Origin of the sequence: Peribacillus sp. V2I11 (assembly GCF_030817135.1) — a bacterium.
GTDB lineage: Bacteria > Bacillota > Bacilli > Bacillales > DSM-1321 > Peribacillus > Peribacillus simplex.
In genome coordinates, this window is sequence record NZ_JAUSYW010000001.1 from 4,513,733 (window position 1) to 4,539,961 (window position 26,229).

The 26,229-nt window shown below is 40.0% G+C and carries 19 protein-coding genes and 5 pseudogenes; 16 read left to right on the forward strand and 8 right to left on the reverse strand.

Annotation, left to right across the window (positions count from 1 at the left end; all coding sequences use genetic code 11):
• Nucleotides 1-90 precede the first annotated feature (90 nt).
• The gene (locus QFZ73_RS22115; protein WP_307270724.1) at nucleotides 91-831 is read right to left on the reverse strand and encodes an IclR family transcriptional regulator; all 741 of its coding nucleotides are present in this window, start codon (nucleotides 829-831) and stop codon (nucleotides 91-93) included.
• 176 nt (nucleotides 832-1,007) lie between these two features.
• On the opposite strand from QFZ73_RS22115, the gene QFZ73_RS22120 reads away from it, so the two are divergent.
• From QFZ73_RS22120 to QFZ73_RS22165, 10 genes and pseudogenes are all read left to right on the forward strand, one after another.
• The gene (locus tag QFZ73_RS22120) at nucleotides 1,008-1,886 is read left to right on the forward strand and encodes a dimethylarginine dimethylaminohydrolase family protein (RefSeq protein WP_307272978.1); all 879 of its coding nucleotides are present in this window, start codon (nucleotides 1,008-1,010) and stop codon (nucleotides 1,884-1,886) included.
• A gap of 312 nt (nucleotides 1,887-2,198) precedes the next feature.
• Entirely contained in the window at nucleotides 2,199-3,815 is a 1,617-nt protein-coding gene (locus tag QFZ73_RS22125; RefSeq protein ID WP_307270727.1) for a M20/M25/M40 family metallo-hydrolase, read from the forward strand.
• Nucleotides 3,816-3,996: 181 nt separating this feature from the next.
• Nucleotides 3,997-5,339: pseudogene (locus QFZ73_RS22130) on the forward strand (YfcC family protein).
• A 51-nt stretch (nucleotides 5,340-5,390) separates the two neighbouring features.
• Nucleotides 5,391-6,575, forward strand: a complete 1,185-nt coding sequence (locus QFZ73_RS22135; protein WP_307270733.1) for an amidohydrolase — start codon at nucleotides 5,391-5,393, stop codon at nucleotides 6,573-6,575.
• A gap of 220 nt (nucleotides 6,576-6,795) precedes the next feature.
• Nucleotides 6,796-7,557, forward strand: a complete 762-nt coding sequence (locus tag QFZ73_RS22140) for a dimethylarginine dimethylaminohydrolase family protein (protein ID WP_251436355.1) — start codon at nucleotides 6,796-6,798, stop codon at nucleotides 7,555-7,557.
• Between the two features lie 50 nt (nucleotides 7,558-7,607).
• Nucleotides 7,608-9,023 carry an amino acid permease gene (locus tag QFZ73_RS22145; protein WP_251436353.1) on the forward strand — a complete coding sequence of 472 codons (1,416 nt, stop codon included), beginning with the start codon at nucleotides 7,608-7,610 and terminating at the stop codon, nucleotides 9,021-9,023.
• 442 nt (nucleotides 9,024-9,465) lie between these two features.
• A complete protein-coding gene (locus QFZ73_RS22150) occupies nucleotides 9,466-10,005 on the forward strand; it encodes an SRPBCC family protein (RefSeq protein ID WP_307270740.1) in 540 nt (179 codons plus the stop codon).
• Between the two features lie 151 nt (nucleotides 10,006-10,156).
• Nucleotides 10,157-10,441 carry a VOC family protein gene (locus QFZ73_RS22155; protein WP_307270745.1) on the forward strand — a complete coding sequence of 95 codons (285 nt, stop codon included), beginning with the start codon at nucleotides 10,157-10,159 and terminating at the stop codon, nucleotides 10,439-10,441.
• 707 nt (nucleotides 10,442-11,148) lie between these two features.
• Nucleotides 11,149-12,288 (forward strand): YibE/F family protein, encoded by a 1,140-nt coding sequence (locus tag QFZ73_RS22160; protein WP_373458964.1) that lies wholly within the window; start codon nucleotides 11,149-11,151, stop codon nucleotides 12,286-12,288.
• Nucleotides 12,285-13,061 (forward strand): YibE/F family protein, encoded by a 777-nt coding sequence (locus QFZ73_RS22165; protein ID WP_307270749.1) that lies wholly within the window; start codon nucleotides 12,285-12,287, stop codon nucleotides 13,059-13,061. The genes QFZ73_RS22160 and QFZ73_RS22165 overlap by 4 nt, the downstream gene beginning before the upstream one ends.
• Before the next feature lie 309 nt (nucleotides 13,062-13,370).
• Here the strand turns inward: QFZ73_RS22165 and QFZ73_RS22170 are convergent, their stop codons facing one another.
• Both QFZ73_RS22170 and QFZ73_RS22175 read right to left on the reverse strand, forming a co-directional pair.
• Nucleotides 13,371-13,730: a hypothetical protein gene (locus QFZ73_RS22170; protein WP_307270753.1), complete on the reverse strand. Its 360-nt coding sequence runs from the start codon at nucleotides 13,728-13,730 to the stop codon at nucleotides 13,371-13,373.
• Between the two features lies 1 nt (nucleotide 13,731).
• Nucleotides 13,732-13,974, reverse strand: a pseudogene (locus QFZ73_RS22175) (aldehyde dehydrogenase family protein); the annotation flags it as partial.
• On the opposite strand from QFZ73_RS22175, the pseudogene QFZ73_RS22180 reads away from it, so the two are divergent.
• The 5 genes and pseudogenes from QFZ73_RS22180 to QFZ73_RS22200 all read left to right on the forward strand — a co-directional run.
• Nucleotides 13,973-14,446 (forward strand): annotated as a pseudogene (locus QFZ73_RS22180) (aldehyde dehydrogenase family protein); the annotation flags it as partial. The pseudogenes QFZ73_RS22175 and QFZ73_RS22180 sit on opposite strands and share 2 nt — an antisense overlap.
• Before the next feature lie 1,230 nt (nucleotides 14,447-15,676).
• Complete coding sequence (locus QFZ73_RS22185) at nucleotides 15,677-17,281, forward strand: sigma-54 interaction domain-containing protein (protein WP_307270756.1); 1,605 nt, start codon at nucleotides 15,677-15,679, stop codon at nucleotides 17,279-17,281.
• 131 nt (nucleotides 17,282-17,412) lie between these two features.
• Complete coding sequence (locus tag QFZ73_RS22190; protein WP_307270759.1) at nucleotides 17,413-18,564, forward strand: iron-containing alcohol dehydrogenase; 1,152 nt, start codon at nucleotides 17,413-17,415, stop codon at nucleotides 18,562-18,564.
• A 14-nt stretch (nucleotides 18,565-18,578) separates the two neighbouring features.
• Nucleotides 18,579-19,970, forward strand: coding sequence for a hypothetical protein (locus tag QFZ73_RS22195; RefSeq protein WP_307270762.1), 1,392 nt, complete (start codon nucleotides 18,579-18,581; stop codon nucleotides 19,968-19,970).
• On the forward strand, nucleotides 19,967-21,406 hold the full coding sequence (locus tag QFZ73_RS22200; RefSeq protein ID WP_251436333.1) for an NAD-dependent succinate-semialdehyde dehydrogenase: 1,440 nt from the start codon (nucleotides 19,967-19,969) through the stop codon (nucleotides 21,404-21,406). The genes QFZ73_RS22195 and QFZ73_RS22200 overlap by 4 nt, the downstream gene beginning before the upstream one ends.
• Nucleotides 21,407-21,496: 90 nt before the next feature.
• Here QFZ73_RS22200 and QFZ73_RS22205 read toward each other — a convergent pair.
• The 3 genes and pseudogenes from QFZ73_RS22205 to QFZ73_RS22215 form a co-directional block, all read right to left on the reverse strand.
• A pseudogene (locus QFZ73_RS22205) lies at nucleotides 21,497-21,796 on the reverse strand (anhydro-N-acetylmuramic acid kinase); the annotation flags it as partial.
• Nucleotides 21,797-21,918: 122 nt separating this feature from the next.
• Nucleotides 21,919-23,127 (reverse strand): annotated as a pseudogene (locus QFZ73_RS22210) (MFS transporter); the annotation flags it as partial.
• Between the two features lie 19 nt (nucleotides 23,128-23,146).
• Nucleotides 23,147-23,728 (reverse strand): TetR/AcrR family transcriptional regulator, encoded by a 582-nt coding sequence (locus tag QFZ73_RS22215; RefSeq protein ID WP_307270769.1) that lies wholly within the window; start codon nucleotides 23,726-23,728, stop codon nucleotides 23,147-23,149.
• A gap of 377 nt (nucleotides 23,729-24,105) precedes the next feature.
• On the opposite strand from QFZ73_RS22215, the gene QFZ73_RS22220 reads away from it, so the two are divergent.
• Nucleotides 24,106-24,846 (forward strand): VCBS repeat-containing protein, encoded by a 741-nt coding sequence (locus QFZ73_RS22220; RefSeq protein WP_307272984.1) that lies wholly within the window; start codon nucleotides 24,106-24,108, stop codon nucleotides 24,844-24,846.
• A gap of 203 nt (nucleotides 24,847-25,049) precedes the next feature.
• Here the strand turns inward: QFZ73_RS22220 and QFZ73_RS22225 are convergent, their stop codons facing one another.
• On the reverse strand, nucleotides 25,050-25,670 hold the full coding sequence (locus tag QFZ73_RS22225) for an NAD(P)-dependent oxidoreductase (protein WP_307270771.1): 621 nt from the start codon (nucleotides 25,668-25,670) through the stop codon (nucleotides 25,050-25,052).
• A 211-nt stretch (nucleotides 25,671-25,881) separates the two neighbouring features.
• Nucleotides 25,882-26,046, reverse strand: coding sequence for a hypothetical protein (locus QFZ73_RS22230; protein WP_251436323.1), 165 nt, complete (start codon nucleotides 26,044-26,046; stop codon nucleotides 25,882-25,884).
• Nucleotides 26,047-26,229 lie beyond the last annotated feature (183 nt).

Below are 26,229 nucleotides of genomic sequence, written 5' to 3' on the forward strand. Positions count from 1 at the left end.
ATTCCGAACCCCTTTTGTCTACAAACTGAGAAGATGAAATGATTCATCTTCTTTTTCGGCTTATTCGATAATCCTCCACTGCTTTCTTATTCATGGTCCCCTATACCCTAATTTTGCAGAAACCCGATTGCCCGTTTCCTTTACATTCTTAATGAGGAAATCAAGTCTTTCTTTTGTCAGGTTAAAGCTGACAAAACCAATGCTAACCGCACCGTGAACTTCCCCAAAATGGTTCAATATCGGCACGGCAACAGAACATGTTCCTTCTGTTCTTTCACTGTGACTGATTCCATGTCCCTTCATTTTAGTCTCTTGCAATATATCCCAAAAAGCTGCTCTTTCTTGAGTTGGCAGAAGAGCATCTACGATTTTTTTCGCTTGATTATATGGCATATAGGCGAGCATCGCTTTATTGGCAGCCCCGATATGCATAGGTACTCGTGAGCCAAGCTGGTCATAAACCCGGATTTGGCTTTTTTCACTGTCGATTCGTTCGATAACGAGTGATTCCATTCCTATTGGCTGGCTAAGGTAGACGCTTTCCTCCACTTTGTTCATCAGCCTTTCCAGTTCAGGCCTTATTTGGCTGATGTAATCCATTTTGTCATACATACGTAAACCATATTCGAGCCAAATATTCCCCAAACCATATTGTTTGGATTGCCCGTCCTGTTGGATTAATCCATGCGAGGACATCGCTTTTAACAAACGATGCATGGAGCTGACAGGAAGATCACATTCTTGAGAAAGTTCCGTAATAGACAGCCAGTTTTCCGATGAATTGGAAACCAGCACCTTAATGACGTTCATGGCACGATCAATCGATTGCATAAACAAACCACCTATCTTTCATTGCAAGTTAAATAAAGCGCTAATTTATTTGAATATTTAAAACATATTGACATTATACCAAAGTTGATTTTATAATAAAAGAAAAATTCCTGTTAGCGGAAACGTTTTCCGATATGCGGAAAAAGGAGGGAGATGCAGTGACATATTGTTCGTCCATGTATAAACCATTGGAACGTGTCATTGTAAAACATCCGAAAGAAGCTTTTATTAGTCAAGAGCATTTAAGCGAAGCATGGAGGAACTTCAACTTTGCGGAAGAGCCAGATTTCAACGAAGCACTAAAAGAGTATGGTGACTTTATTTCCATTTTGGAAAATTATGTTCCAAACATCGATTATTTGCCAGCATCCCCGGTAGTCGGCATTGACTCCATATATGCGCATGATCCTGTCAAATTCACAAGCCAAGGAGCCATTATTTTAAAGTCCGGAAAAGAATTGAGGCAGCCTGAAGCTAATGTATACAAGGAATATTGTAAGGAAAAGAACATCCCGATTATTGGGTATTTAACGGGTGATGCGGTCGCGGATGGCGGTGATATCGTTTGGCTTGATGATAAGACCCTTGTTGTCGGACATGGTTATCGTACAAACGCTGAAGCCATTCGGCAATTAAAAGAAATGACCGCTCATCTTGTGGATGAATTCATCGTAGTTCAGCTTCCGCATGATCAAGGCGAGGCAGAGTGTCTCCATCTTATGTCTTTCATCAGCATGGTCGACCATGATTTAGCGGTAGTTCATTCACGCCTAATGCCCGTCTTTTTCAGAAAACTGCTGATTGAACGAGGCATTCAGCTTATCGAAGTGCCGGTTGATGAGTACTTGAACTTAGGCTGTAATGTGCTTGCCATTGCTCCGCGGGTTTGCGTGATATCTTCTGGTAACGCTTACACAAAGCAAAAGCTTATTGATGCGGGAGCTACAGTTTATGAGTACAAAGGAACTGAAATCAGTTTCAAAGGCACTGGCGGCCCAACCTGTTTAACCTGCCCGGTGGTGCGTATATATAATAATGAAGGGGGATTGGGTTAACATATAATTATAAAAACACCAGAAAAAAAAGTTATGAAAAGTATTGAAACGCATGCCTCTTACGTGAGCTTTGAAAAAATGTGGGGTGCCAGTTACAAACTTGCGAGCAAGCGAGGATTTTCCAGATTTGAAGAGACGACGTCTATTGAATGAAGCTGGATATAAAACGATAGAGCTGGAAATGTCGAAAGTTTCAGAAGCAGCACGGTGGATTGAGCTTTTGTACTGCGGTTTTAAATATCAGAAATTTCCGATATGTGTTTCTTCCTGCTATTACTCTAATATTTGATGAAAATCGGAAAGGGGATTTCAATGAGTGAATTACTATGGGGTACTCCAGAAAAGCTCCGTGCTTTGTTATGTGAACTTGTTAGCTGGGAAAGCCGTACTCTTACAGTTGGGGAACGCACGTTTCCTTATAAGGTACAAGAGAAATTGAGGGAGCTTGAATATTTTAAAAGGAATCCGGAGTACTTATCGCTTCACGAAGCTGATTTAGGGAGGAATTTTGTCAATGCCTTTTATAAACATCCTGATGCAAAGGAGACCGTTGTATTAATTAGCCATTTTGATACGGTTCATACTGAAGAATACGGTGATCTTGAGGCTCTTGCATTCAAACCAGAGGAGCTCACTAAAAAACTTCATGACCGGAAAGAAGATCTACCGGAAGAAGCGCGCATTGACCTTGAATCAGGAAAGTACTTGTTTGGTAGAGGAACGATGGATATGAAAATGGGGCTTGCCCTTCATATGGCTATCATCGAAAAGGCAAGCATCGAACAATGGCCGATCAATCTCCTGTTGTTAACGGTTCCTGATGAGGAAGTGAATTCTGCGGGAATGAGGGCTGCAGTTAAAGAACTTGTGACTTTACGTGATAAATATGACCTTTCCTATAAAATGTTTTTTAATAGTGAACCGTCCTTTTCACAGAAACCGGGCGATAATAGACATTATATTTATTCCGGAACTTTGGGGAAAATCATGCCCGCTGCCCTTTTTTATGGGAAAGAAACTCATGTAGGTGAGCCATTAAAGGGCATAACGGCTAACTATATAGCCTCGTTCCTTACGCAGCTCATGGAGTGGAATACTCTTTTTCTGGAAAGTGATCTTGGCGAGGAAACACCTTTACCAGTATCGCTTCAGCAAAAAGATCTAAAACTACAATATTCAACTCAGACACCTTATCGGGCAGCCGCGCTTTATAATGTGTTCATTATGAAAAGAACAGCTGCAGAAATAATGGATCTATTCGAGCAGGTTGCAAACGAAGCAGCGATGAAATGCAATGAATCTTATAAAGAGCTTTGTCTGCGTGAACAAATTGAAGGTGTAGGTGAAGTACAAGTATTACGCTACGAAAAGTTACTTTCATATGCCGAGGGCAAATTTGGCAGGAGTTTTGTTGAGCAAATAAAGAGTGAAGTTAAAGGAAACATGGATTTGGATGAGCGGGAAAAGTCAGTGCGGATCGCTGAAAAATTGATGATACAATGTCAGGAGCTTTCACCCGCCATTGTATTGCTGTTCGCACCGCCATATTATCCAGCGGTCAATACGTCCGATGATCCGCTTATCATGGAATCTGTGAAATTAATGAAGGAAACGGCCAGCATGCTTGATGAAGAAGTAAGCCAAATTCATTATTTTAATGGCCTTTGCGATTTAAGCTATGTTCAATATAGTGATGAGTCTGATGGCTGGACGGCTTTTGAAAAAAATACACCAGTCTGGGGCGATACTTACAGCATTCCTTTTGCTGATATGCAAAAACTTCAGGCACCCGTACTTAATGTGGGGCCGTTCGGCAAGGATGCCCACCAGCGGACTGAGCGCCTTCACATCGATAGCGCCTTCGTCCATACTCCCGTTATGCTGGAGAAGTTAATAAGGAGTATGTTTAAGTGTTTGGTAGAGAAGTGATGGAGGGGATTTATCCCTTCCGAAAGGAAAACCGGATTAAAAGTATTAAACTTTAACTGGAGGTATTTATATGAATGACCTGCCTACTGGTCAAATCACTTCCGAGCCGCTTAATCAGAATAATAAGCCACTTAACCAACTAACGGAGTTACCGGAAAAAGGGATTAATCCTTTTGTATTAATGTTTATCGTAATTGTAATAGTGACGGTTTTAACCTATATCTTACCCGCAGGCCAATATGAAAGAATTGAAAAGGATGGCCGAAGTGTAGTCGATCCTACTTCTTTTGAATTCGTTGAATCAACACCAGTGGGATTATTGGAAATGTTCAGCAGTATTCATGCAGGGATGATTGAAGGAGCGTCAATTATCTTGTTCGTCTTTTTGTTTGGCGGGGCACTGGGAATCATGCAGGCAACAGGAGCACTGGATTCTTTCATTAAGTTTGTGGCTGTCCGATTCGGAACAAAAGAGAAATTGCTTATTCCGTTAATGGTATTGATCTTCGCATCATTAGGGACACTGATCGGCTCTGCTGAAGATGCATTAGTTTATATTGCAATCATTGTACCGATGACGATTGCATTAGGCTTTGATGCACTTACAGGTTTTGCGATCGTCATCCTTGGAACATTGGCTACTGGATTCATTTCGGGCATTACGAATCCTTTTAATGTAGGAGTTGCCCAAAGCATAGCAGAACTGCCCATGTATTCGGGAATGGGATTGCGAATCGCTCTTCTTGCAATTTTTTATGTCGTTACAGTATTGTACATCTATTTCCATGCAATGAAGGTTAAAAGAAACCCTGAACTGGGGGAGTATGGGAAATTCAGGCGTGAAGAACAAGCACATCTTGATAAAAACTTTAGGATGAGTAAAAGACATAGTGCTGCTTTAATTATTTTATTGGCAAATTTCATCCTATTAGTATATGGAGTTATTAAATTAGGATGGTATATAAGTGAAATTGGCGGCTTGTTTTTATTAAGCGGGATCATAATGGGCCTAATTGGAGGCTTAACTCCATCCAAAATGGCCAATGGTTTTATTTCAGGAGCAGGAGATATGGTTTCTGGGGCATTGATAATAGGAGTTGCGCAGACAATCTTAGTCATCATTACAAGTGGCGGATTGCTGGATACCATTTTATATTATGCTGCAGGATTGGTTGAGCAGCTTCCTCCCGCCATAAATGCAATCGGAATGTTCATTGTCCAATTATTTCTTAACTTCATTGTTCCATCCGGAAGTGGACAAGCAGCATTGACGATGCCGATTATGGCTCCTTTAGCGGATTTAATGGGCGTGACAAGACAAACGGCAGTGTTGGCTTTCCAATTAGGGGATGGGATTTCGAATATGATTTTTCCGACTTCTGGAGTGCTATTGGCTGGATTGGCAGTGGCAGGCATTTCATTTACAAATGGGTAAAATGGGTTTTTCCATATCTTTTGATTCAGGTTGCGGTGGCGATTATCTTTTTGATCATTGCTCAAAGCATACAGTATGGCCCCTTTTAAAGATCTAAAAAGTCTGAATATTGGCACTAAGTGTTCGAGGAGGCATTCATGATGAAGACAATACAGGAGACAGTTGTGGATGAAGTGATTTCATGGAGACGTCATTTTCACGAAAATCCGGAGCTCTCATATCAGGAACACCAGACTTCTGAATTCATCTACAGGAAATTAAAAACCTTTACAGGATTAGATGTGACGAGACCTACCGAAACGAGTGTTTTAGCGGTTCTCAAAGGAGCTAAAAAATCTGCCCGGAAATCGAATACCATCACCTTTCGTGCAGATATTGATGCACTCCCGATTGAAGAAGAAGCAGAAATTGATTATAAATCAAAAAATCCTGGGGTTATGCATGCATGCGGACATGATGCACATGCTGCGATGTTATTAGGTGCTGCTAAAGTCCTCTCTGGGAAAAAAGATGCGATTAATGGAGAAATCAGGTTTATTTTCCAACACGCCGAAGAGGTTCTGCCAGGGGGAGCACAGGAATTGGTGAAAAAAGGGGTCATGGAAGGAGTGGATTATGCATTTGCACTGCATGTTACTCCTTATGAACGAACAGGAACAATCTGTTTAAGGGAAGGGGTATTCTGTGCAGCCGCCGATGATTTTGAAATTAAAATTATTGGTCAGGGCGGTCATGCGTCGACTCCGGAATTAACGGTAGATCCGCTTATCATTGGTGCAGAAATTACGACGAATATTCAACATATCGTTTCCAGAAAAATTTCAGCTCTTAGGACACCTGTCATTTCGGTCACTCAGTTCCATTCCGGAAGTGCGCTCAATGTCATACCTGAATATGCAGAAATCGGTGGTACCATTCGTTCCTTAGACTCTGATAGCCGAGTGAAAGCAAGGGAGTATCTAGAGCAAATCGTTAAGGGGATTTCAGAAGCGCATGGGGCAAAATGTGAAATTACTTGGTATTTAGGGTATCCAGCAGTGGTGAATGATAAAGCTGCTGTTAATATTTCAAGAACGGTCATGGAAGGTATTTTTGAAGAAAATAATATCATCCGGGTTGATGATCCTATGTTTGGAACAGAAGATTTTTCGGCTTTTTCCGAAATCGTTCCCTCTTCCATGCAATTTCTTGGCGTCCATAATAATGAGTTTGGAAAAGCGTACCCTTTACACCATCCTAAATTTAAAATCGATGAGAAGGCTTTAGGATATGGAGTAAGATATTTTGTAGGAATAGCGGATAAATTATGCGGTCATCAAAAATAATTGAGAAAGCATTGGGTTGGAAGAGACACCCGTTTCAGTTTAAGAGAGGTTTTCGGTTGTCTCTTCTCCCTATCATGACTATATTTCTATGGTTTCCGCTTCTGGAATAGTTAAGCACAGCAAAGTGATGAAAAGAAATTTCATTTAAAGAACGGCTGATTCAAAAAGGTTAATTTCCCACATTTTAAAAAAATAAACTACCTATTTAGGAGGAATATATATGTTTAAACACGCGATTGTAAGAAAGATTGGAAAAAGTTTTGTAAATGGCTTAACAACATCGGATTTAGGAAACCCGGATTATGAAAAAGCGCTTGTACAACACGAGGCTTATGTAGAAGCATTAAAACGCTGCGATGTGAAAGTGACCGTTCTCGAATCGGATGAGAGATACCCTGATTCTACGTTTGTGGAAGATACCGCCGTATTGACGCCAAAATGTGCCCTTGTAACCAATCCTGGTGCAGAAAGCCGGAATGGTGAGATTAATGAAATGAAAGAAGTTTTAAAGGACTTTTATGACACAATCGAATATATTCAATCTCCAGGTATGTTAGATGGCGGAGATGTCATGCAAGTTGAAGATCACTTCTATGTTGGCCTTTCAACTAGAACAAATGAAGCAGGTGCTCTGCAGTTCAAAGATATTATGGGTAAGTATGGTTATGATACGACCATCATTCCCCTTAAGAAATTCTTTCATTTAAAAACGGGTGTCAATTACCTGGGAGACAATAATTTATTAGTGGCAGGGGAATTCATTAATCACGAGGTTTTTTCTAGCTTTAATCAAATAACCGTAAAACAGGAAGAAGAATATTCGGGTAACTGCGTCAGAATGAACGACTGCGTTATTGTCCCTAAAGGATTTGAGGGTACAAAGAAAAAAATTGAAGATTTGGGATACACAGTGATTGAAGTGGAAATGTCGGAATTTCAAAAACAAGATGGCGGCCTTAGTTGTCTCTCATTGAGGTTTTAAGATAGTTTGGGAGAATCATTAGCTAATAGATTAGATAAGGACGTGATTATATGGGGTATGGACTGGAGAATAATGATCAGCTGCAACGCTCAATGAAAAGACGCCATTTATTTATGCTTTCACTTGGCGGCGTAATTGGTACAGGCCTTTTTTTAAATGCAGGCTATACAATTAACCAAGCGGGGGCAGGAGGGGCCCTGGTCGGTTATCTAGCCGGCGGTCTTATTTTGTATATGGTTATGGTCTGCCTTGGCGAGCTAGCCGTTCATATGCCGGTTACAGGTTCATTCCAAAAATATGCTGCCGAATATATTGGGCCTTCCGCTGGTTTCTCTCTAGGATGGATGTATTTCGTAGGTTCAGCCGCAACTGCAGGAGTTGAGTTTACGGCAGCAGGAATATTGATGAAACAATGGTTCCCCCATAGTCCAACCTGGATTTGGTGTGCGGTGTTCATAGTGCTTTTATTTACATTGAATGCATTAACGACAAGAGGTTTTGCAGAGGCGGAATATTGGTTCGCTGGAATAAAAATCGTTGCAGTGATTTTGTTTATCTTGATTGGAATCGCGGGCATCTTTGGTTTTGTCTCTTTATCTGATCGTCCAACCCCATTCTTTGAGAATTTGGCTCCTTCTGGTCTTTTTCCTGCAGGTGGCATTACAATTATCTTTGTGACAATGATGAATGTAATATTTTCTTATCAAGGCTCAGAACTAATAGGAATAGCGGCAGGGGAAAGTGAAAAACCTGAAGAGAACATCCCTAAGGCCATTCGAAACGTACTATTTAGAATCATTGTTTTTTACATTTCGTCCATTATCATCCTTTCCGCCATATTCCCTTCTTCGGAATTAGGCTTATTGGAAAGCCCTTTTGTAACTCTGATGAAGATAGCGGGGATTCCTTATGCAGCAGGTATCATGAATTTCATTATTTTGACAGCCATTCTATCTGTGGGGAATTCATGTCTTTATGCATCAACAAGGTTGCTCTGGTCGATGGCTCATGATGGAATGGCACCTAAGGTGTTTGGTATATTGTCCAAAAGGAAAGTGCCATTGAATGCCCTTCTTTTTACGATATGCTTTTCGCTTCTATCGTTATTGACTAGCTTCATTGCGGCTGATACTGTGTTCGTGATTCTTATGTCCATAGCGGGTATTTCCGTCACAATCTCATGGATGGGAATTGCTTTATCGCAATATATGTTTAGAAGGAAATTTATAAAAGCGGGTGGTAAAACGGAAGATTTACAATACATAGTACCATTTTACCCATTTGTCCCGTTGTTTTGTTTAGGCTTTTGTTTGCTGATTCTAGTATTCCTTGCCTTTGACCCTACTCAACGAGTTGGCCTGTTTTATGGAATAGGATTTTTGGTAGCCTGTATATTATTCTATAAATTTAAATTGGCTAAGAAAGTAGAGTCAAACACTAACTTTGAAAATGAAAAAATATTGTAATAAGTTAATTTTACTGTTATATATGAAACCCTTATTAAATTGAAGAAATTTGCGACACCCCCGCCGAATAACTGGCTAGCCAAGACCCCGGAGACCCTTGCTTTGATGCGGCTTGGCAGACAGTCGGCAGAAAGGGAGCGGATTTCTTCAATCAACTGGAACTTCTTCTAATTTGTCTACAGTCTGGCGGTTCCATCAATTGAAGTGGCCTCATCCCGAAGCATGATTAAGACTAGGTTTTCCCTCATGTTCTTACAACCTTAATCTATATCGATTGCCCGTTCGTATTATAAGGTTAGCCAGTTTATTTTACTGGTTGACCTTTTTTTAATCTTTTAGTTGCGGTCACGTGGATGATTATTTATGAACCGGAAGGAAAATACTGACATTATGACGAAATAGAAGGAATATCTTATTACAAAAATAGGAAGGAGGAATTAACATGTCGGATAACAAAGTGTCCAACAACATCACAACGAGCGTAGAGGGGCGGGATCTCGTCATGGAGCGTATATTCGACGTGCCGCGGGACCTTGTTTTTAAAGCGTTTTCGAATTCCGAGCGCTTGGCTAACTGGTGGGGACCGAGTGGATGGCAAACGGAAAATCGGGAGTTTAATTTTAAGCCTGACGGCGTATGGCATTATTGCATGCGGTGCAAAGATGAAAACCAAGGTGAATTCTATGGCCAAGAAGCTTGGGGTAAAGCTGTTTATCAAGAAATAATCGTACCGGAGAAGATTGTCTTCACGGATATGTTTACAGATGAAGAAGGCAACGCAGCCGACGGTATGCCAGTGACACTGGTAACGATGACGTTTGTTGAACACGAGGATAAGACAAAACTTATCATGCGTTCTCGATTCGCTTCAGTCGAGGGACTTCAGCAAGTAATGGAAATGGGTGTAGTCCAAGGATGTGCCTCACAATTTTACCGCCTCGACGGCCTTCTGGAAAAGGAAGAAGGTTTAGGTGCTATATAACAACTCTGGTCATATGTACTTAACAAATGCGATTCTTAATTAAGCAGGATCGTATTTTCTTATGCTGCTAAGGGCAGTGAAGCATGGGGAAATCAACTTTTTTTACCGAGAGACGGAAAAGAAAACAATAATATTAAAATTGGGGGAAGTAATGAAGATCAATCACATAAATTTAACAGTTAATGATGTTACAGCTTCGCGGGAGTTTTTAGAAACATATTTTGGATTGACATGTGCAGGAAGTAAAGGAGATGGGTTCGCTGCAATGAAAGATGATGATGGATCCATATTGACACTAATGAAAGGAAGCGATGTACAATACCCCAAGACATTTCATGTTGGTTTCATACAAGAAAATGAAGAACAAGTCAACAAGATCAATCAGCGGTTGAAGGATGATGGATTAAAGGTAAAACCTCCAAAACACTTACACTGATATACTTTCTATGTAGAAGCGCCTGGAGGATTTAACGTTGAAGTACTGTGTTAAAAAGTAAATGGAGATGATGAAATGCCGTTTTCTCAAGATAATTAGGTGGAGGAACTGAATAAGATAGTAGTAAAAGTGCTGAAATTGTAGTCATTGTCATTTAAATGGTGAATTTACACAAAATATTACTGCAATAGAAATGCAAGAATTTGTTCAAAGTCATTTGATGGAAAAAATGAAAATACCTAAATTCATTGCAATTTTTTTACTAGGGAAATTCCAAAGTTGGAGCGATGGAAGTAGTCATGCTCTAGAAATCAACCATGCATCTCTACCTGAAAAAAGGAGATACTACATTTTAAGAGGATCTTCTTTGTATTCTTGAAACATTCACGATTTTATTAAACGACAATTATACGAATTTATGGGTAATACTACTTGCGAATTGTAGTATTGCCCTTAGTTTTTCACAACTGATGATATTGACAATGAAGTGAGAAAATCAGGAATGAAGGGGCTTGACAAGTATTTTGTGAAATTTGCTTCTTCCCATTTTACCGGGGGAGACTTTAAGTAGGTAAATCGGACTTTGTTCGCAAACCAAATCCATTCCTGATAAGATAAATACATCAAATACTAGTAAGGCGGGGTGGAGTCAGTCAATTCTGGCTCCTCCCTGCCTTTTTTGCCCACCCGATATTGGAGGTTTTATTTTGAATGTTATCGTAAATAAATTTAAAAAAATGGGTTACAAGCATGTTTCTTTGTACGCCGTCATAGCACTTTGTTTTGTCGCTTCTGTTTTCTTTGTTCATCACAATTATTCATTCTATGAATTTCCAATAGCCAAAGTCATCAAAACAAATCTGGAAAATACAACTGAATTGAATGATATGTATCAAAATGAAGATCGACTATTTACCCAGAGTATAATAGCCGAAATACAAAATGAAGAAGAAAAAGGAAAACTTATTCATTTAAAGAATGAATATTCCTCATCCGGAGCTTATGATCAAGAATATCGAGTTGGAAATGATTTATTTGTTTCAATTGATACAAAGACAGAAGAAAATTCAGAGTTAACTGGAACCATAAAAGACGTAAAGCGTGATAAATTTGTGTTGATTGTAGCATGGGTTTTTATCTTTACATTACTTATCGTTGGAAAAAAGCAAGGCCTGTTTTCAATTATAAGTTTGGCAGTCAATGCCATATTGCTGTCATATGCATTAGATTTTTATTTGAATTCATCAGACATTGGTTTGGTATTGATATGCAGTATAAGTATCATTCTATTTACGGTCTTTTCCCTTTTACTAGTTAACGGTTTTAATGAAAAAACATATGCAGCTATTATTGCGACACTGTTAGGGACTTTTTTATCGCTGTTCATTACTTATCTTGTGATGTGGGTAACTTCCGAAAATGGCCTTCGATATGAAGAGATGCAATTTATCACTCGTCCTTATAAAATGGTGTTTATGGCAGGGTTATTTATCGGATCTTTAGGAGCCGTAATGGATATAGCCATTACCATGTCTTCTTCAATTTTTGGGTTGTATGAAAAGAATAACCACATATCAGTAAAAGCACTTAAAACTTCAGGATTAGAGATTGGAAAAGACATTATGGGAACCATGACAAATATTTTGTTTTTTGCCTATATAAGTGGCTCCATACCTATGATTATTTTGTATTTGAAAAATGCATCTGCATTGGGATTTACCCTTTCCATGAACCTTACATTGGAATTAGCCCGTGCCCTAGCTGGTGGTATTGGAATCGTGTTAACTATTCCGATAGGTCTATATGTCTCTATTTTTTTCATTAATCGAAAGAGGGAAAGACAATGAATGTATTAGTGTTGCTAGCGTTTGTACTATTAATATTGATGATCTTGATTGGCGGAAAAAAAGGGGCACGTTCATTTTTTGCTTTGTTCCTAAACTTTGGTGTGTTACTTTTTAGCATCATTTTTATGACAAATCCAAATAATGATCCGTATATCGTAACATTGATTGCATGTACGGTGATTAGTTATATTAATTTATTTTTTATTAACGAAGTGAACAGTACAACAAAAACAGCATTCATTTCTACTATTATCACGATTGTTATAGTACTCTTTTTTATTGTCATTGTGACGGAAAATGCGATGATACAAGGTTTCGGTGAAGAAGAAATAGAAGAGCTTAGCATCTTTTCCCTTTATATTGGAGTAGATTTTGTTAAAATTGGAGCTTCAGTAATTATTATGAGTACTATTGGCGCGATTATCGATACAGCCATGGCCATTTCATCTCCCATGCGAGAAATGTTTCTTCACCATCCATCCATTAGTAAGAAAGATTTATTCACATTTGGATTAAGTATTGGAAGGGATATCTTAGGTACATCTACGAATACACTATTTTTTGCTTTCTTTGGAGGCTATTTGGCACTGCTTATATGGTTTAAAGATTTATCCTATTCTGTTGGGGAAATCGTAAACTCAAAAATATTTAGTGCTGAAATGATTACTATATTTTGTGCTGGAACAGGTGTAGCCCTGATAATTCCTATTACTGCCTTGATTACTGCTTATTTTTTGGTGAAAAATAGAGAAAATAAAGAGAAAGTTATATAGGTTTCATGGCAATAAGGCTTATGAGCACTCACTTGTATAATAGGAATAAGCCTTTTGGTCGTTCCCTAAAAGCATTGCAATGAGTATCCATATGCTCTGCCAAATCCTCTTAACCGTTTCATTTTTGAGGGAGGATGGTGGAGGAACAAGGTACAATATTTCCTAATTCCTTCATATCGTTCATGATGTATTTATGGTTTGATAACAACGAAAAAGCTGACTGCAGAAGCCCGTTCAAAACGGCTCCTGTAATCAGCTTTTCTTTTTTTACCCTAGTCTCCAATTTGATAATATGACTGTATCCAGAAATCAAACATGTATATTAAGTTGCTTACGGAGACGTTGCATTTCCGAATTGAAATAGGCTTTGCTGTAATCGCATCCGACAATAGCAACGATATTGCCGTCATCATCAATAATTGGCGCAAAGCTTGTTTTCCACTCACCGTACATGTCTTCGTATATGGGAGTAACACCCGCCTTACCATTAAACGACTGGTAAGCGACATTAACCATTTCCGGGGGACCCATATATTCTTCCCCCGGTTCAATGACAAAGCCTTTGTCTACAACAAGGTGAATCAGACGACCATCCTCAGTCATGATAAAGATAAAGACCCATTCAATTACGCCTTCCTTTTCTTGAATCAATGTTGCTGTCTTCTGCAAGGCCTGGCCCTACTTTAATTTTATTTGCGCGTTCCACATAGCGTTTTACATATTCATCATAAATACTTTCTTCAACTAGAATGCGGCTACCTGATGAACATACTTGGCCGGCACCGAAGAAGATGCCAAATAATCCGTAATCGACGGCTGTCTCTATATCTGCATCTGCAAAAACGATGTTAGGCGATTTACCGCCAAGCTCAAGGGAAATTTTCTTTAAGTTGCCCGCTGCCGCTTTCATGATTGTTCACTATATTGAAATCGGAAAACAGGAAGGTGCGACACTTGCAGCAGGCGGTTACCGTCTTGTTGATGACGGCCTTGACAAAGGATACTTCATTGCACCGACTGTCTTCACCGATGTAACACCTGATATGCGCATCGTACAAGAGGAAATCTTCGGTCCAGTCGTTGTCATCCAAAAGTTTAAAGATGAAGCTGAAGCTATTAAACTTGCAAATGATACAGACTACGGACTTGCAGGCGGCATCTTCACTAACGATGGGGCAAAAGGATTGCGCGTGATCAAGAAAGTACGGGCAGGCATCACATGGGTAAATGATTATCATCCAACATATGTCGAGGCGCCATGGGGCGGTTACAAACAGAGCGGGATTGGACGCAGTTTAGGAAAATACGGCTTGGATGAATACCAGGAAATTAAACAAATCAACATTAATCTCGATGTAAAACCGGTCGGCTGGTTTCCATATTAAGCATCTGATTAGAAAGGAAGCAAATTACTATCTTTAATCAAATCAAAAAACCTAATCCAAATAAGTATTAAGTTTCAGTTTGGCGACAAAATGGGGTTAGGAGTCCGATTAGAGAGAATGTTTTTTTACTGTAATCCTCATTGGATTGAAGAGATTTGCGACACTCCTGCCTAATTACTGGCTAGTCATGACCCTATAGGCGCTTGCTTTGATGAGGCTTGGCAGACAGTCGGCGGAAAGGGAGCGGATTTCCTGAAAGGGTTATGTGTAATGATTTCCACTCCAGGCACTCGCTTTCCGCGGGCGGTCCGGGAGCCTCCTCGGCTGTTCGCCTGCGGGGTCTCCCTTGGCCACGCTTTTCCCGCAGGAGTCTCGTGCCTTACGTTCCAATCAACCGGAACTACTTTTTAAGAAATATTGTAGGGAAACTGGCTCTTCTTCTCCAATTCGTTTACAGTCTGGCGGTTTCATCAATTTTTTGGAAAAAGGAGTTTCGAATTGCACTCGCCCCGAAACTTGAGTATCTTTCATGTTTTTTACTAGTTTATACGGATGAAACCCTCACTAGATTGAAGAGATTTGCGACACTCCTGCCGAAATACTGGATAGCCGAGACCCCACAGGCGCTTGCGCTGAGGAGGCTTGGCAGACAGTCGGCGGAAAGGGAGCGGATCTCTGAAATCAGCTGCAACTTTTTTCAATAAAAAAACTGCAGGCAAACTGAGTTTTCATCGAGTTTGTCTACACTCTGAAACCTAATCCAAATACGGATTAGGTTTTTTCAAACTGTCGAGAAACCTTTTAAGTCTTCTAAAAGAAGGTAAAGGTGTTGTTGTTTCTAAGCTTATATAACTTAGAGTCAAGGTATTCAGACATTTCGCAAGATTATTTCTTATGTAACATAAGAGGTAGTTTCCCCTGTGATTGAAATGGGATTGAAAAAGCATTGCTATGAAAGAAGTGTCATACCAATGCTTTTTTATCGCTTTTAATCGGAGGATTGAATATGTTCGTACTGCTGTATCACTTAATGTGGGTGTCTTTGGTTGTAGTACATAGTATCATTAAAAAGGAAAAGACATTACATAATGCTCACACAATATATGTTAATAAGTTTATTGCCTTCTTTAATTTGAAAAGACTAGGAAGCCGCCAGAACTTTCAAAAAGTCTTCAATCAAGGAGGAAGTGCTCTATCAAATATTAAAAACCAGTCAGGGAGTGGATATTGATGACTAAGTTTTATTCGGATATGACAGTGGAGGAAGCGATATCATGTTTCCCGATAGGAAGCACTGAAGTGGAAGTTTTGGATGATTCAGAAGATTTCATCGGATTTTTGACAATAGAAGCTTTATCTGCGGCAGTGCAGCAGAGTGATTTGACGAAGCCTATTTCCCATTTCATTACTGTAAATGCACCGCTACAAAATTTATGGAATTACTCAATACCATATGAACAATTTCAAGCATTCTTTGAGAGTGATTTATGCAGGGTTGTATTTAATGCCCTGTATGATGGCGTGTATATCACGGATGGTGAAGGAACGACATTATTTATCAATCAAGCTTATCAGCGTATTACTGGAATAAGAGAAGAGGAAATCATCAGAAAACCGATGAGTTATTTAATTGAGCAGGGTATGATATCCGTTTCTGCTTCATTGGACTCCATTCGAACGAAGAATCAAGTTACTTTGACACAAAGAATTCGAAATGGAAGAAAGATCATCGTATCGGCCACACCTATTCTATCGCCGCAGAATGAAGTCATATTTGTCATAAATAGTGTTAGGGATATTACTGAATTAATCCGGATGAAGTACACGATCGACAGCCAAAAGTTATCTTTCCAACCTATTTCTCAATTATTGCCTGGCTCGGAACAGGTGAATTTGCAGGAAATAATCATTGGGCCTTCTACAACTCCTTTATTCAAACTGGCAGATAAAGTGGCTAAAACGGATGCGAAGATCTTGTTACAGGGAGAAACGGGAGTAGGTAAGAGTTTAATCGCCAAGTACATACATGCCAAAAGCTCCCGGAAGGAAAAAATTTTCCTTGAATTAAATTGCGGAGCCATCCCAGCAAACTTGGTGGAATCTGAACTTTTTGGATATGAACCAGGGGCATTTACCGGATCCCTTAAGAATGGAAAAATGGGGATTTTCGAGAAAGTGAATGGTGGCACGTTATTTTTGGACGAAATTGGGGATTTACCTTTAGAGTTACAAGTAAAACTTTTGAAAGTGGTAGAAGAAAACAAGTTTATGAGAGTAGGTTCTACCGAAATGAAAGAAGTGGATGTCCGGTTAATTACAGCCACTCATCGCGATTTGGCCTCCCTCGTTCAAGAGGGATCCTTCCGCGAAGATCTATATTACCGGCTTAATATCGTATCCTTTGAAGTTCCGCCCTTACGCCAGCGAAAGGAAGAAACGATCCCACTTTTAGAAATGTATTTGAAAAAATTCAATGAAAAATATAATGAAAAGAAAAAGATGACACCGGAATGCTATGAATGGCTGACGAACTATTCGTGGCCTGGTAATATACGTGAGCTTGCGAGTCTTGCAGAGCGACTGGTCGTCACGACTTATGATGATACGATTGATTTGCCTAATTTACCATCTTTCATCCAGCCGGTCTTATCAAAAAAACCTACAACACATTCTTTGAAGGAAGCCGTTTCAGAGCTGGAGCGTTCCCTGATCCTGAATGCGATGAAAAAATATGGGACTACAAGGGCGGCTGCCATCTCCTTGGATATCAGTCAAAGCGCTTTGGTGCAAAAAATGAAAAAATTTCACATTCGATTAGAAAACGAATCGAATTAGTTTTTTTGATTTGATTTCTACTCGTGACTTCTACTGTTACCCATGAAAAAAGGTTGTCCCCCCTTATAAATTAAGCGTTTTCACTTTGGCATGATTCCTGCATTAGTAAAAACAAGAAAGGGGAGATAACCATGAATATTTCTATTTTTTCAATGGCTAACAAATTGGTGACAGGAGCAGATTCTTTACAACAGCTGAGTGATGAGGTTACGCGATTAGGGATGAAGAATCCGTTGATAGTTACAGACGAAATTTTAGTGGGTGCTGGGGTTGTGCAAAAGGTTGAGGATTTACTTTCTTCTGCATACGGTATTTTTTCGGATGTGAATCCTGAACCGGAAATTGAAATCGTTGAGCAATGTGTACGGTCAATCAGGGATGGAAAACATGATGGACTGATTGCGGTAGGCGGTGGAAGTGCGATGGATATTGCGAAAGCCTCTTCCGTCATGGCTACGAATTCGGGTAGCATCGAGACCTATTTCGGTACGGACTTGATTGAAGTTCCAGGACTTCCTTTAATTGCCATACCTACAACGGCCGGAACCGGCTCTGAAGTGACGAATATTTCAATTTTATCGGACAAAAAAGAACAGGTTAAGAAGGGAATTGTAAGTTCGTATCTTTTACCGGATGTAGCGATTGTATCGCCCGTCATGACGCTGACTTGCCCGCCAAGTGTGACTGCTGCGAGTGGAGTGGATGCACTTGTTCATGCGGTCGAGGCTTATATTTCCAAATTTGCTTCGCCCGTTACGGATGCCTTGGCAATTGGGGCCATGAAGTTAATCGCTGTAAATTTACCAAAGGCTTATGCTGCGCCGGCTAATCTGGAAGCACGGGAAGCCATGATCACTGGAAGCCTAATGGCAGGGTTAGCTTTTGGAAATGCCGGTGTTGGAGCTGTCCATGCCTTAGCTTATCCGCTTGGAGGCCGCTTCCATTTATCACATGGAGTCAGCAATTCATTATTACTGCCATTTGTAATGAAGTGGAATAAAATTGCATGTTTGGAAAGGTTCCGCGAGATTGCTGAAGCACTTGGAGAGAAAGTCAATCATTTAAATGATGATGAGGCAGCGGATAAGGCAATAGAAGCGATGACCAGAATATGCCGTTATGTTGATATACCAGAGTCACTAAGTGAATTTGACATTCCTGAATCGGCTTTAAGTGAAATGGCTGCCGAGGCCATCAAACAAGTCCGTTTACTTCGCAATAATCCCCGTGCATTAAACGTCCGGGATATCGAAAAAATTTACCGTTCAGCCTATGGCTTTTAAGTGGAGGAAACAACATGAAATGGAAAAACCGTCGATATGGAGAAGAGACATCGTATATACCTGCGGGACCTTTTAAAATTAGACTGCCATTTGTCCATTATCGTTTTGAGTGGCCTGACTATGTTCAGGGGTTATTGATGTGTGCAGTTGATCTTGGAGCGATTACACTGCTTGCAGACCATCTGGGTATGCCTTTTGATGTGGCTCTAGCCGTCGTTGTCTTAAATGGATTGTTATACTTAGCACATCATTTACTCGGGGACCCAGTTATACCAGGTTGGATTACACCTGCGGTTCCATTGCTTGTATTGTTCGTCGGGCAATTTCCGGAAGGGCCTGATCGGGTCTATGCACTCGTTGCGTTTCAATTAACATTAGGTATTTTATCGATATTGCTTGGAATGACCGGGCTTGCGAGTAAGGTCGTTCGATTAGTGCCGAATGCAATCAAATCAGGCATTATTTTAGGAGCGGGAATTGGTGCTGTCGTTTCCATTTTTGAAGTGGGTGGGAAGTTTGATTTATTTCCTTATACAATAAGCATTTGTATCGGCTTTGCTTTTTACTTACTTTTTTCGAAAAGTTTTGGAAAATTGAAAATGCGAAATAAAGCTTGGGTTTTCGTAGGCAATTTAGGGATATTGCCAGCAATCTTGCTTGCTGTCTTTGTAGCCCCTATTTTTGGAGAAGCAAAATGGCCTGATATTCAATGGGGATTCAGCAGTCCGGATTTTGCTACGCTCTGGTCAGACTATACGGTGTTCGGTTTAGGTTTTCCTGCCTTGACCTTCTTTTTAAGTGCGATTCCAGCTGTTTTTGCCACTTATTTAGTTGTATTCGGGGATGTTCTGAAAACAAAAGCGTTACTTTCTGAATCCGATGAGGTCAGGGAGGATGAAAAAGTTGATTATAATCCAAACAGAGCTCATTTAATTTTTGGTGGACGTAATGTGATCATGAGTTTTATCGGACCTGATATTACAATGTGCGGTCCGTTGTGGGCGGCCATGCAGGTCGTGGTTGTGGAACGGTTCAAGAATGGCAAGAAAGCCATGAATTCTTTCTTCGGAGGTGCTGGCTCATTCCGTTGGGGTACGAATACAGGATTATTCTTATTGCCGGTCGTCAGCTTGGTTGAACCAATTCTCGGTGTGGCCTTGGCCTTGACGCTTTTGGTACAAGGATATGTTAGCGTACGCGTCGGTGTTATGCAGGCTAAGAGCCAACGTGACTTGGGAATTGCAGGGGTCGTCGCTGCCATCCTTGTTATAAAAGGTGCTGGAATGGCATTTGCAGCAGGAATCCTATTATGTGCCTTAATATATGGCAAGGACTTTTTCAAAGGTGAAAATGATAATACTTTTACAGATCATGAAGAAGAAGAAGAGGAGATTAAAGCAGGATGAAAAAAGTAGCGGAAAAATGGCCAATTTATATAAACGGCGAACCCATTCATACAGAGCATCATTTTGCAGTTGAAAATCCAGCAACATTGGAGCCTGTGGGCTATGTTCCTGACGCTAACGAAAAAGAGGCAAAGGCTGCTGTGGAAGCTGCTCAAGCTGCCTTTCTGACTTGGTCGAAAACAAGTGCATATCATAGGGCTGAATTACTTGAGAAGTGGTACACGATCATTGAGAACAGGCTGGATGAAATCGCAACGATCATGACATTGGAACAAGGTAAGCCATTGGCCGAGGCGAAAGGAGAAATGAAATATGCTTCAAGTTTCGTGAAATGGTTTGCTGAAGAAGCAAAGCGTAACTATGGGGAAATCATTCCAGCCTCCGTTGCTTCAAAGCGTATTTTAGTGCAAAAGCAGGCAGTCGGTGTCGTTGCTGCCATTACCCCGTGGAATTTTCCTGCTGCAATGATCACGAGGAAAGTGGCACCAGCCCTTGCTGCAGGATGTACCGTGGTCATCAAACCCGCGGAACAAACGCCTTTGACCGCTTTGCTATTAGTTGAAAGTGCCCATGAAGCAGGCATTCCGGCCGGTGTGATAAATATTGTAACTACACAAAAACCGGGAGATGTGTCAGACGTATGGATGAATGATTCACGTGTTAAAAAGATCACATTTACTGGCTCCACTCCTGTAGGGAAACATCTAATGAAAAAAGCGGCAGAAACAGTAAAAAAAGTCTCGCTTGAACTCGGTGGACTGGCTCCGTTCATCATTGCTGAGGATGCGAATATCGAAGAAGCGGTAAAAGGTTTGATTCAATCGAAATTTAGGAATGCAGGACAAACATGTATTTGCGCGAACAGAATATTCGTCCATGAGACAATTGAACAGCCATTTTTACAAGCTTTTGAAGAAGCCGTTTTAACTTTGAAGGTTGGAAATGGAATGGACGGAAATGATCTTGGTCCATTGATAGATGGAGACGCAGTAAAAAAAGTTCAACTTCAATTAGAGGATGCTGCAAATAAAGGGGCTATCATCCATCAAACCTCAAAGGTCGATGAAAAACAAGGCTATTTTATCGCTCCAGCCATACTTTCCAATGTAACCGATGGTATGCTATGCATGCAGGAAGAAACGTTTGGGCCAATTGCGCCAGTCAGTTCATTTAAAACCGATCAAGAAGCGATAGATCGAGCCAATAACACGAATTTTGGCTTGGCAGCTTATGTGTATACCGAGTCACTAAATAAGGCAGTTGCCTATTCGGATGGTCTAGAATATGGGATTGTCGGTATTAATGACAGTGCCCCATCCACTGCCCAAGCACCATTTGGAGGCATGAAGGAAAGTGGTTTAGGCAGGGAAGGGGGGCACTACGGCATGGATGAATATTTAGAAGTGAAGTATGTATCCATGCTGTTAGTCCAGTAAATAAATAGAAGAGTCCGCCATGATTCTTCAGGCAAAAAAAGAGTGGAAGGCACATCGACTATCGATGTGCCTTCCACTCTTTTACAATGGTTAAAAAGCATTTTTACATTCCTTCAGATGTGAAGGAGGGAATGTCATGTTTCCAAGGATGACATCGAAGTCAGCACCGGTAGCCTTGGGAACGTTACTTGCATTACCATGGAAAGTCTCATTTGCAAGTAATGCAAAGGCCACCGGTTCTTTCGCTTCAGAAGAGTATCCCTACTCTTCTTGAGTCAAGACTTGAATAGAATTTCCAAGCAGTGATTGAATCATATTTAATAATGTTTTATTGTAGCTGCCACCGCCGCCAATAATCACTTCTTCAATATTGGTTTTTGGAAAGTTAAACCCCTTACCCAATATGGACAAGGGGTTTTTTAGTAGAATATCATTTTTCGAGTTTGTGAGTTTTCCAGCTCGAAAAGGAAAGGTGCTTTGAAGAATCAGGGAATAACAATCCGGGACTTTAATTATTTCGCTAAGCTTTCTACCAATCGGTTTTCTTTCCAAATGACTGTAATGCCCAGGCCAATGACGATAATCACAGCAGCGAAAAGATAAGGATAGTGGATGTTTACGTCAAATAGTAATCCTCCCATAGATGGCCCGGCGATATTTCCTAAGCTCGTATAGGTGGAGTTCATTCCAGCAACGAATCCTTGTTCTTTCCCGGCAGCTTTTGATAAAAATGTCGTCAATGCCGGACGAAGCAAGTCAAATGCAAGGAAGATGAAGCAGGTTACCACAAGAACTGCCAAAAAGCTAGAGATCATAGTGGACGCTACCGCAAAAATTGCACCGACGATTAAACATAATTGGATAAGCCTCTTTTCGCCGAGAAGATCTACCAGTTTTCCAAACATGAATACTTGCACAACAACTCCGAAAATAGAGCTTATTGTAATGATAATGGCAATATCCTTAGGCGTGAAGCCGAATTTATGATCAGAAAATAGGCTAAAAACTGTTTCATAGGCTGATAAACCAAAAGCGAGTACAAATACGATGATGAACGCAATAAAGTAAAGCGGATTAAGTGATCTTTTTAAATCGCCTATAAAGTTTGTTTGCTTTGTATTAGCAGAAACTTTTGCAAGCTGTTCCTTTGTCAGAGGCTCTTTTAAAATGAATATTGATGAAAGGCATGCTAAAAAAGCAATGGCCGCCGCAAGGAAGAAGGGCAAGCGTATACCATATTCTGCAATAAAGCCACCAATCCCGGGTCCTATTATAAAGCCCAAGCTAATGGCGGCTGATATATAGCCCATTGCTTTTGGCCTTTCCTGAACGGATGTAATATCCGCAACATATGCAGTAACACCTGGCATAATAAAGGCGGCACTGATTCCCCCTAGGATCCTTGATAAATAAAACACTGATACGTTTGTCCCTACACCGAAGATAAGTTCTGAAACACCAAAAAGGAATAAGCCGATGATGATGATTTTCTTTCTGCCGTAACGGTCAACCCAACGACCTGCGAATGGCGACATAATAAGCTGTGATACCGCAAATACGGCAACCAGATAGCCCATCGTACTTCCTGATAAATGCATGATATTCATAAATGACGGCATAACGGGGATGATGAGTCCAATTCCCAGAAAAGCAATGAATATATTGCTTAGAAGAATGATCAATACCGCCTTTTGTTCTTTAATTGGTTTAACCATGTTGTAACACCACTTTCTTTGTGAATCATTTTTGTGAAATACCTCTCCAAAACACTTTCCAAGAGGCTGCTAATTTATCCTTCAGCCGTTTCTCATCATTGCCGTATACAAGTTCAAGCAAAATGGAATCCACTACTCCCAAGAAAGCATAGGTCGGCGTTATGGCTGCATCTTCGACGATTAATTTGGCATTGATCCAATCCTGGAATTTACATTCCAGGATCGCCTGCACCTTTTCCTCGATATCTATGACTTCCTGCCCGATTTCTTTTTCAAGATGCGCTGGCGGAAAAAAGGACATACGCAGCCAAAACTTTATATGCTCATTTTTTTGGAAAAGATCGATGACCAATTGTAGGAATCCGTATAAATCTTTTTCAGGATTTTTTGAATCAACTTTACTGAAATATTGGAGTTTCGAAGATAGCTCCGTCTCTTTCGCATCACGTAAAACTTGAAGAAAAAGATCATCCTTGCCTTTAAAATGGGCGTAAATGGATTGCTTTTTCATGCCGACTTCTTCAGCTATTTGAGAAAGCGACGCTCCTTCATAACCATGAATCGTGAAATATTTTAGAGCGGCTTCTTTAATTTCATCACTTTTCAATAATATCACCTCATATTTTAACGAACGTTCGTCAGTTATAATAGCAAATTAAATAAATTTATGCAAGCGAATAAGTTTATACAATCTTATTTTGCAACAGAAATCATTAGATATGCAATCAAGGCTATTCACTAAATTCCCGCATATAATTCTATATGGATAATAAAGAGACAGGTGGGATGAAGGTGGATACGTATGACATTAGAAAGGTGATTCAATACTATTACACAAAAATACAAGAAACGAATCATCCTTATTATTGGTACTGTTTGGCTGAGACTCAAAGTAGGGCCGGGTTAACAAGTGAAGCAATGCAAACGATTGATAACGCGTTGTCGTTTCCAAACCCTTATCCTTCAAGGCAGGAACTGCAAGACATGCAACTGAACCTCCAAACTGTTCTTACAAGGGAAATGAACTTGAACAGAACAGTCATAGTGACATCAAAGCAAGGCGATATTGATGGGGACGGGATAAAGGACAATGTTTTTCTTACCGCAAACAAAACCCCTGATAGCCCCTTTTGGAGGGATATAACTTTGGTTATCCAAAATGGGAGGACTCATCAATATCAACAAGTTCCCATGAAAAATAACGCAGGATATAACCCTACCCTTTTTCTTGGTGATTTTACAGGTAATAAGGGGGATGACATTTTAGTGGTCATTGATACAGGAGGAAGCGGTGGTTCCATTTATACGTATGTTTTTTCATATCTTAACGGTCGACTCATGATCATTTTTAATTCAGATACATTCAATGAAACCTTTAAATACGATGTTAATTATGAAAACCAATACAAAGTAAAGGTGAACAGTTATTACCTAAAAGAAAGATACATCCTTGACCTTATTTATAAGGATAAGGAATATTTATCTGAAATTTATAACGAGGATGGTGTATTGAAGGCGCCGATAGAAGGATGGGTCAATCCTTTATCTGGTTTATATCCGGTTGATTACAATAGGGATGGCAAATATGAACTCGAAGCCTATCAAAGGATCGCAGGGAGGTATAATGCCGACTCACTAGGATTTGTACAGACTGTATTGAAATGGAACGGGCAAGCGTTTGTTCCTGACCGGCAGAATGTGGCTATTTTTGGAGGGGAAATTTAGCACATTGGAAAAGAATGTTCATGAACAAGGTACGGGTGAAATCTTGGCCCAAAATAAACCTGAAAATATTCCTGGCAATAGTTCACCTGACTGTGTTCATTTCCGAAGATAATTGAACCGGCTTTCTATCAACGTGGCATTTTTTTTGCTTTCTATACGATTCAACAATCTTTTTCGAAAGGGAGTAATGCTAATTGGGATTTTTAGTAGGCAATACCTACACGGGATTTTAAATAATCGCTACTTTTTATTTGGCTAAATGCAAATTCTGCTGTATCCGGCACGGATATTTCAACTCCATCCTCCGGCAAAAAGTCACCTTCTACACGATATATACCAACACTTTCTCCATCCGGCAAATACGTAGGACAGACAATAGTCCATTGAAGTGCTGATTGTTTAAGCATCTCGTAAACTTTATGATGTTCTTTTGCTGCACGGGTAGACTTCTGCTTTGATTCACTTGACTGATAACGCAGAGTATTTGGGGTGGTTCTGCTTTGCAGGATACCTGCCGTTCCAATGGTTATAATTCGTTGTATTCCTTCGTATTCCATTGCTTCGATAATCAGGGGCATACTTGCAGATAAAGTGGTTGTCCCATCAGTATTCAGTGCACTAATAACTACATCAATCCCATGCATGGCACGTACGAAATCATCTTTATTCAAAACATTACCTTGAATGATGGTTAAATTGGCATTGTTTATTTGAATCTTCTCTGGAGTGCGAACTAAAACTGTAACATGATGCCTGTCATGCAGACCATAAGTAACTAATTGACCCCCAACTCGTCCAGTTGCACCCAAAATTAAAATATTCATAGAAACGAACCTCCTTTTGCGCATACAATCATTCCACTAACATTATATCGTCATTTTCAACTAATGACATCATAATTCAGAGTCTTGCTGTTAAGGAAAATGTACGTAGTTGAAAATGCAAAATGAGCCGCTCATAAGCTTAATGAGGGGCCCATTTGAATTAGAATAACAACATTTCTTAAACAAGACATTAGCGACCAGAATTTCTCCTTTAATATTCCTGTTCTTTTTTCGATTTTAGAAAAGAATCAACTGAGTCATCTAATAATTTCTCCCGATTAGGATCTTCATTGACATCAGTATCCACTTCCATCACTTCGTTTAATCGACTAACCTGACTTTTTTGTTGAGCTGGATTATTTTTTCCGTTCGGCATATAAACTCCTTCTTGAACAGTTATTTTTTATTTAGTATGAACAATGATCCAATATGAAATCCGATATTGTGTAAGATTATTTCAGAGTCCAGTAATCTTGACGGAAGGTTAAAACAATATACATGATTTTACTTTGGGTATTATTGACTGAATATTAAAAATATTGTAATATTTAGTTTGCGT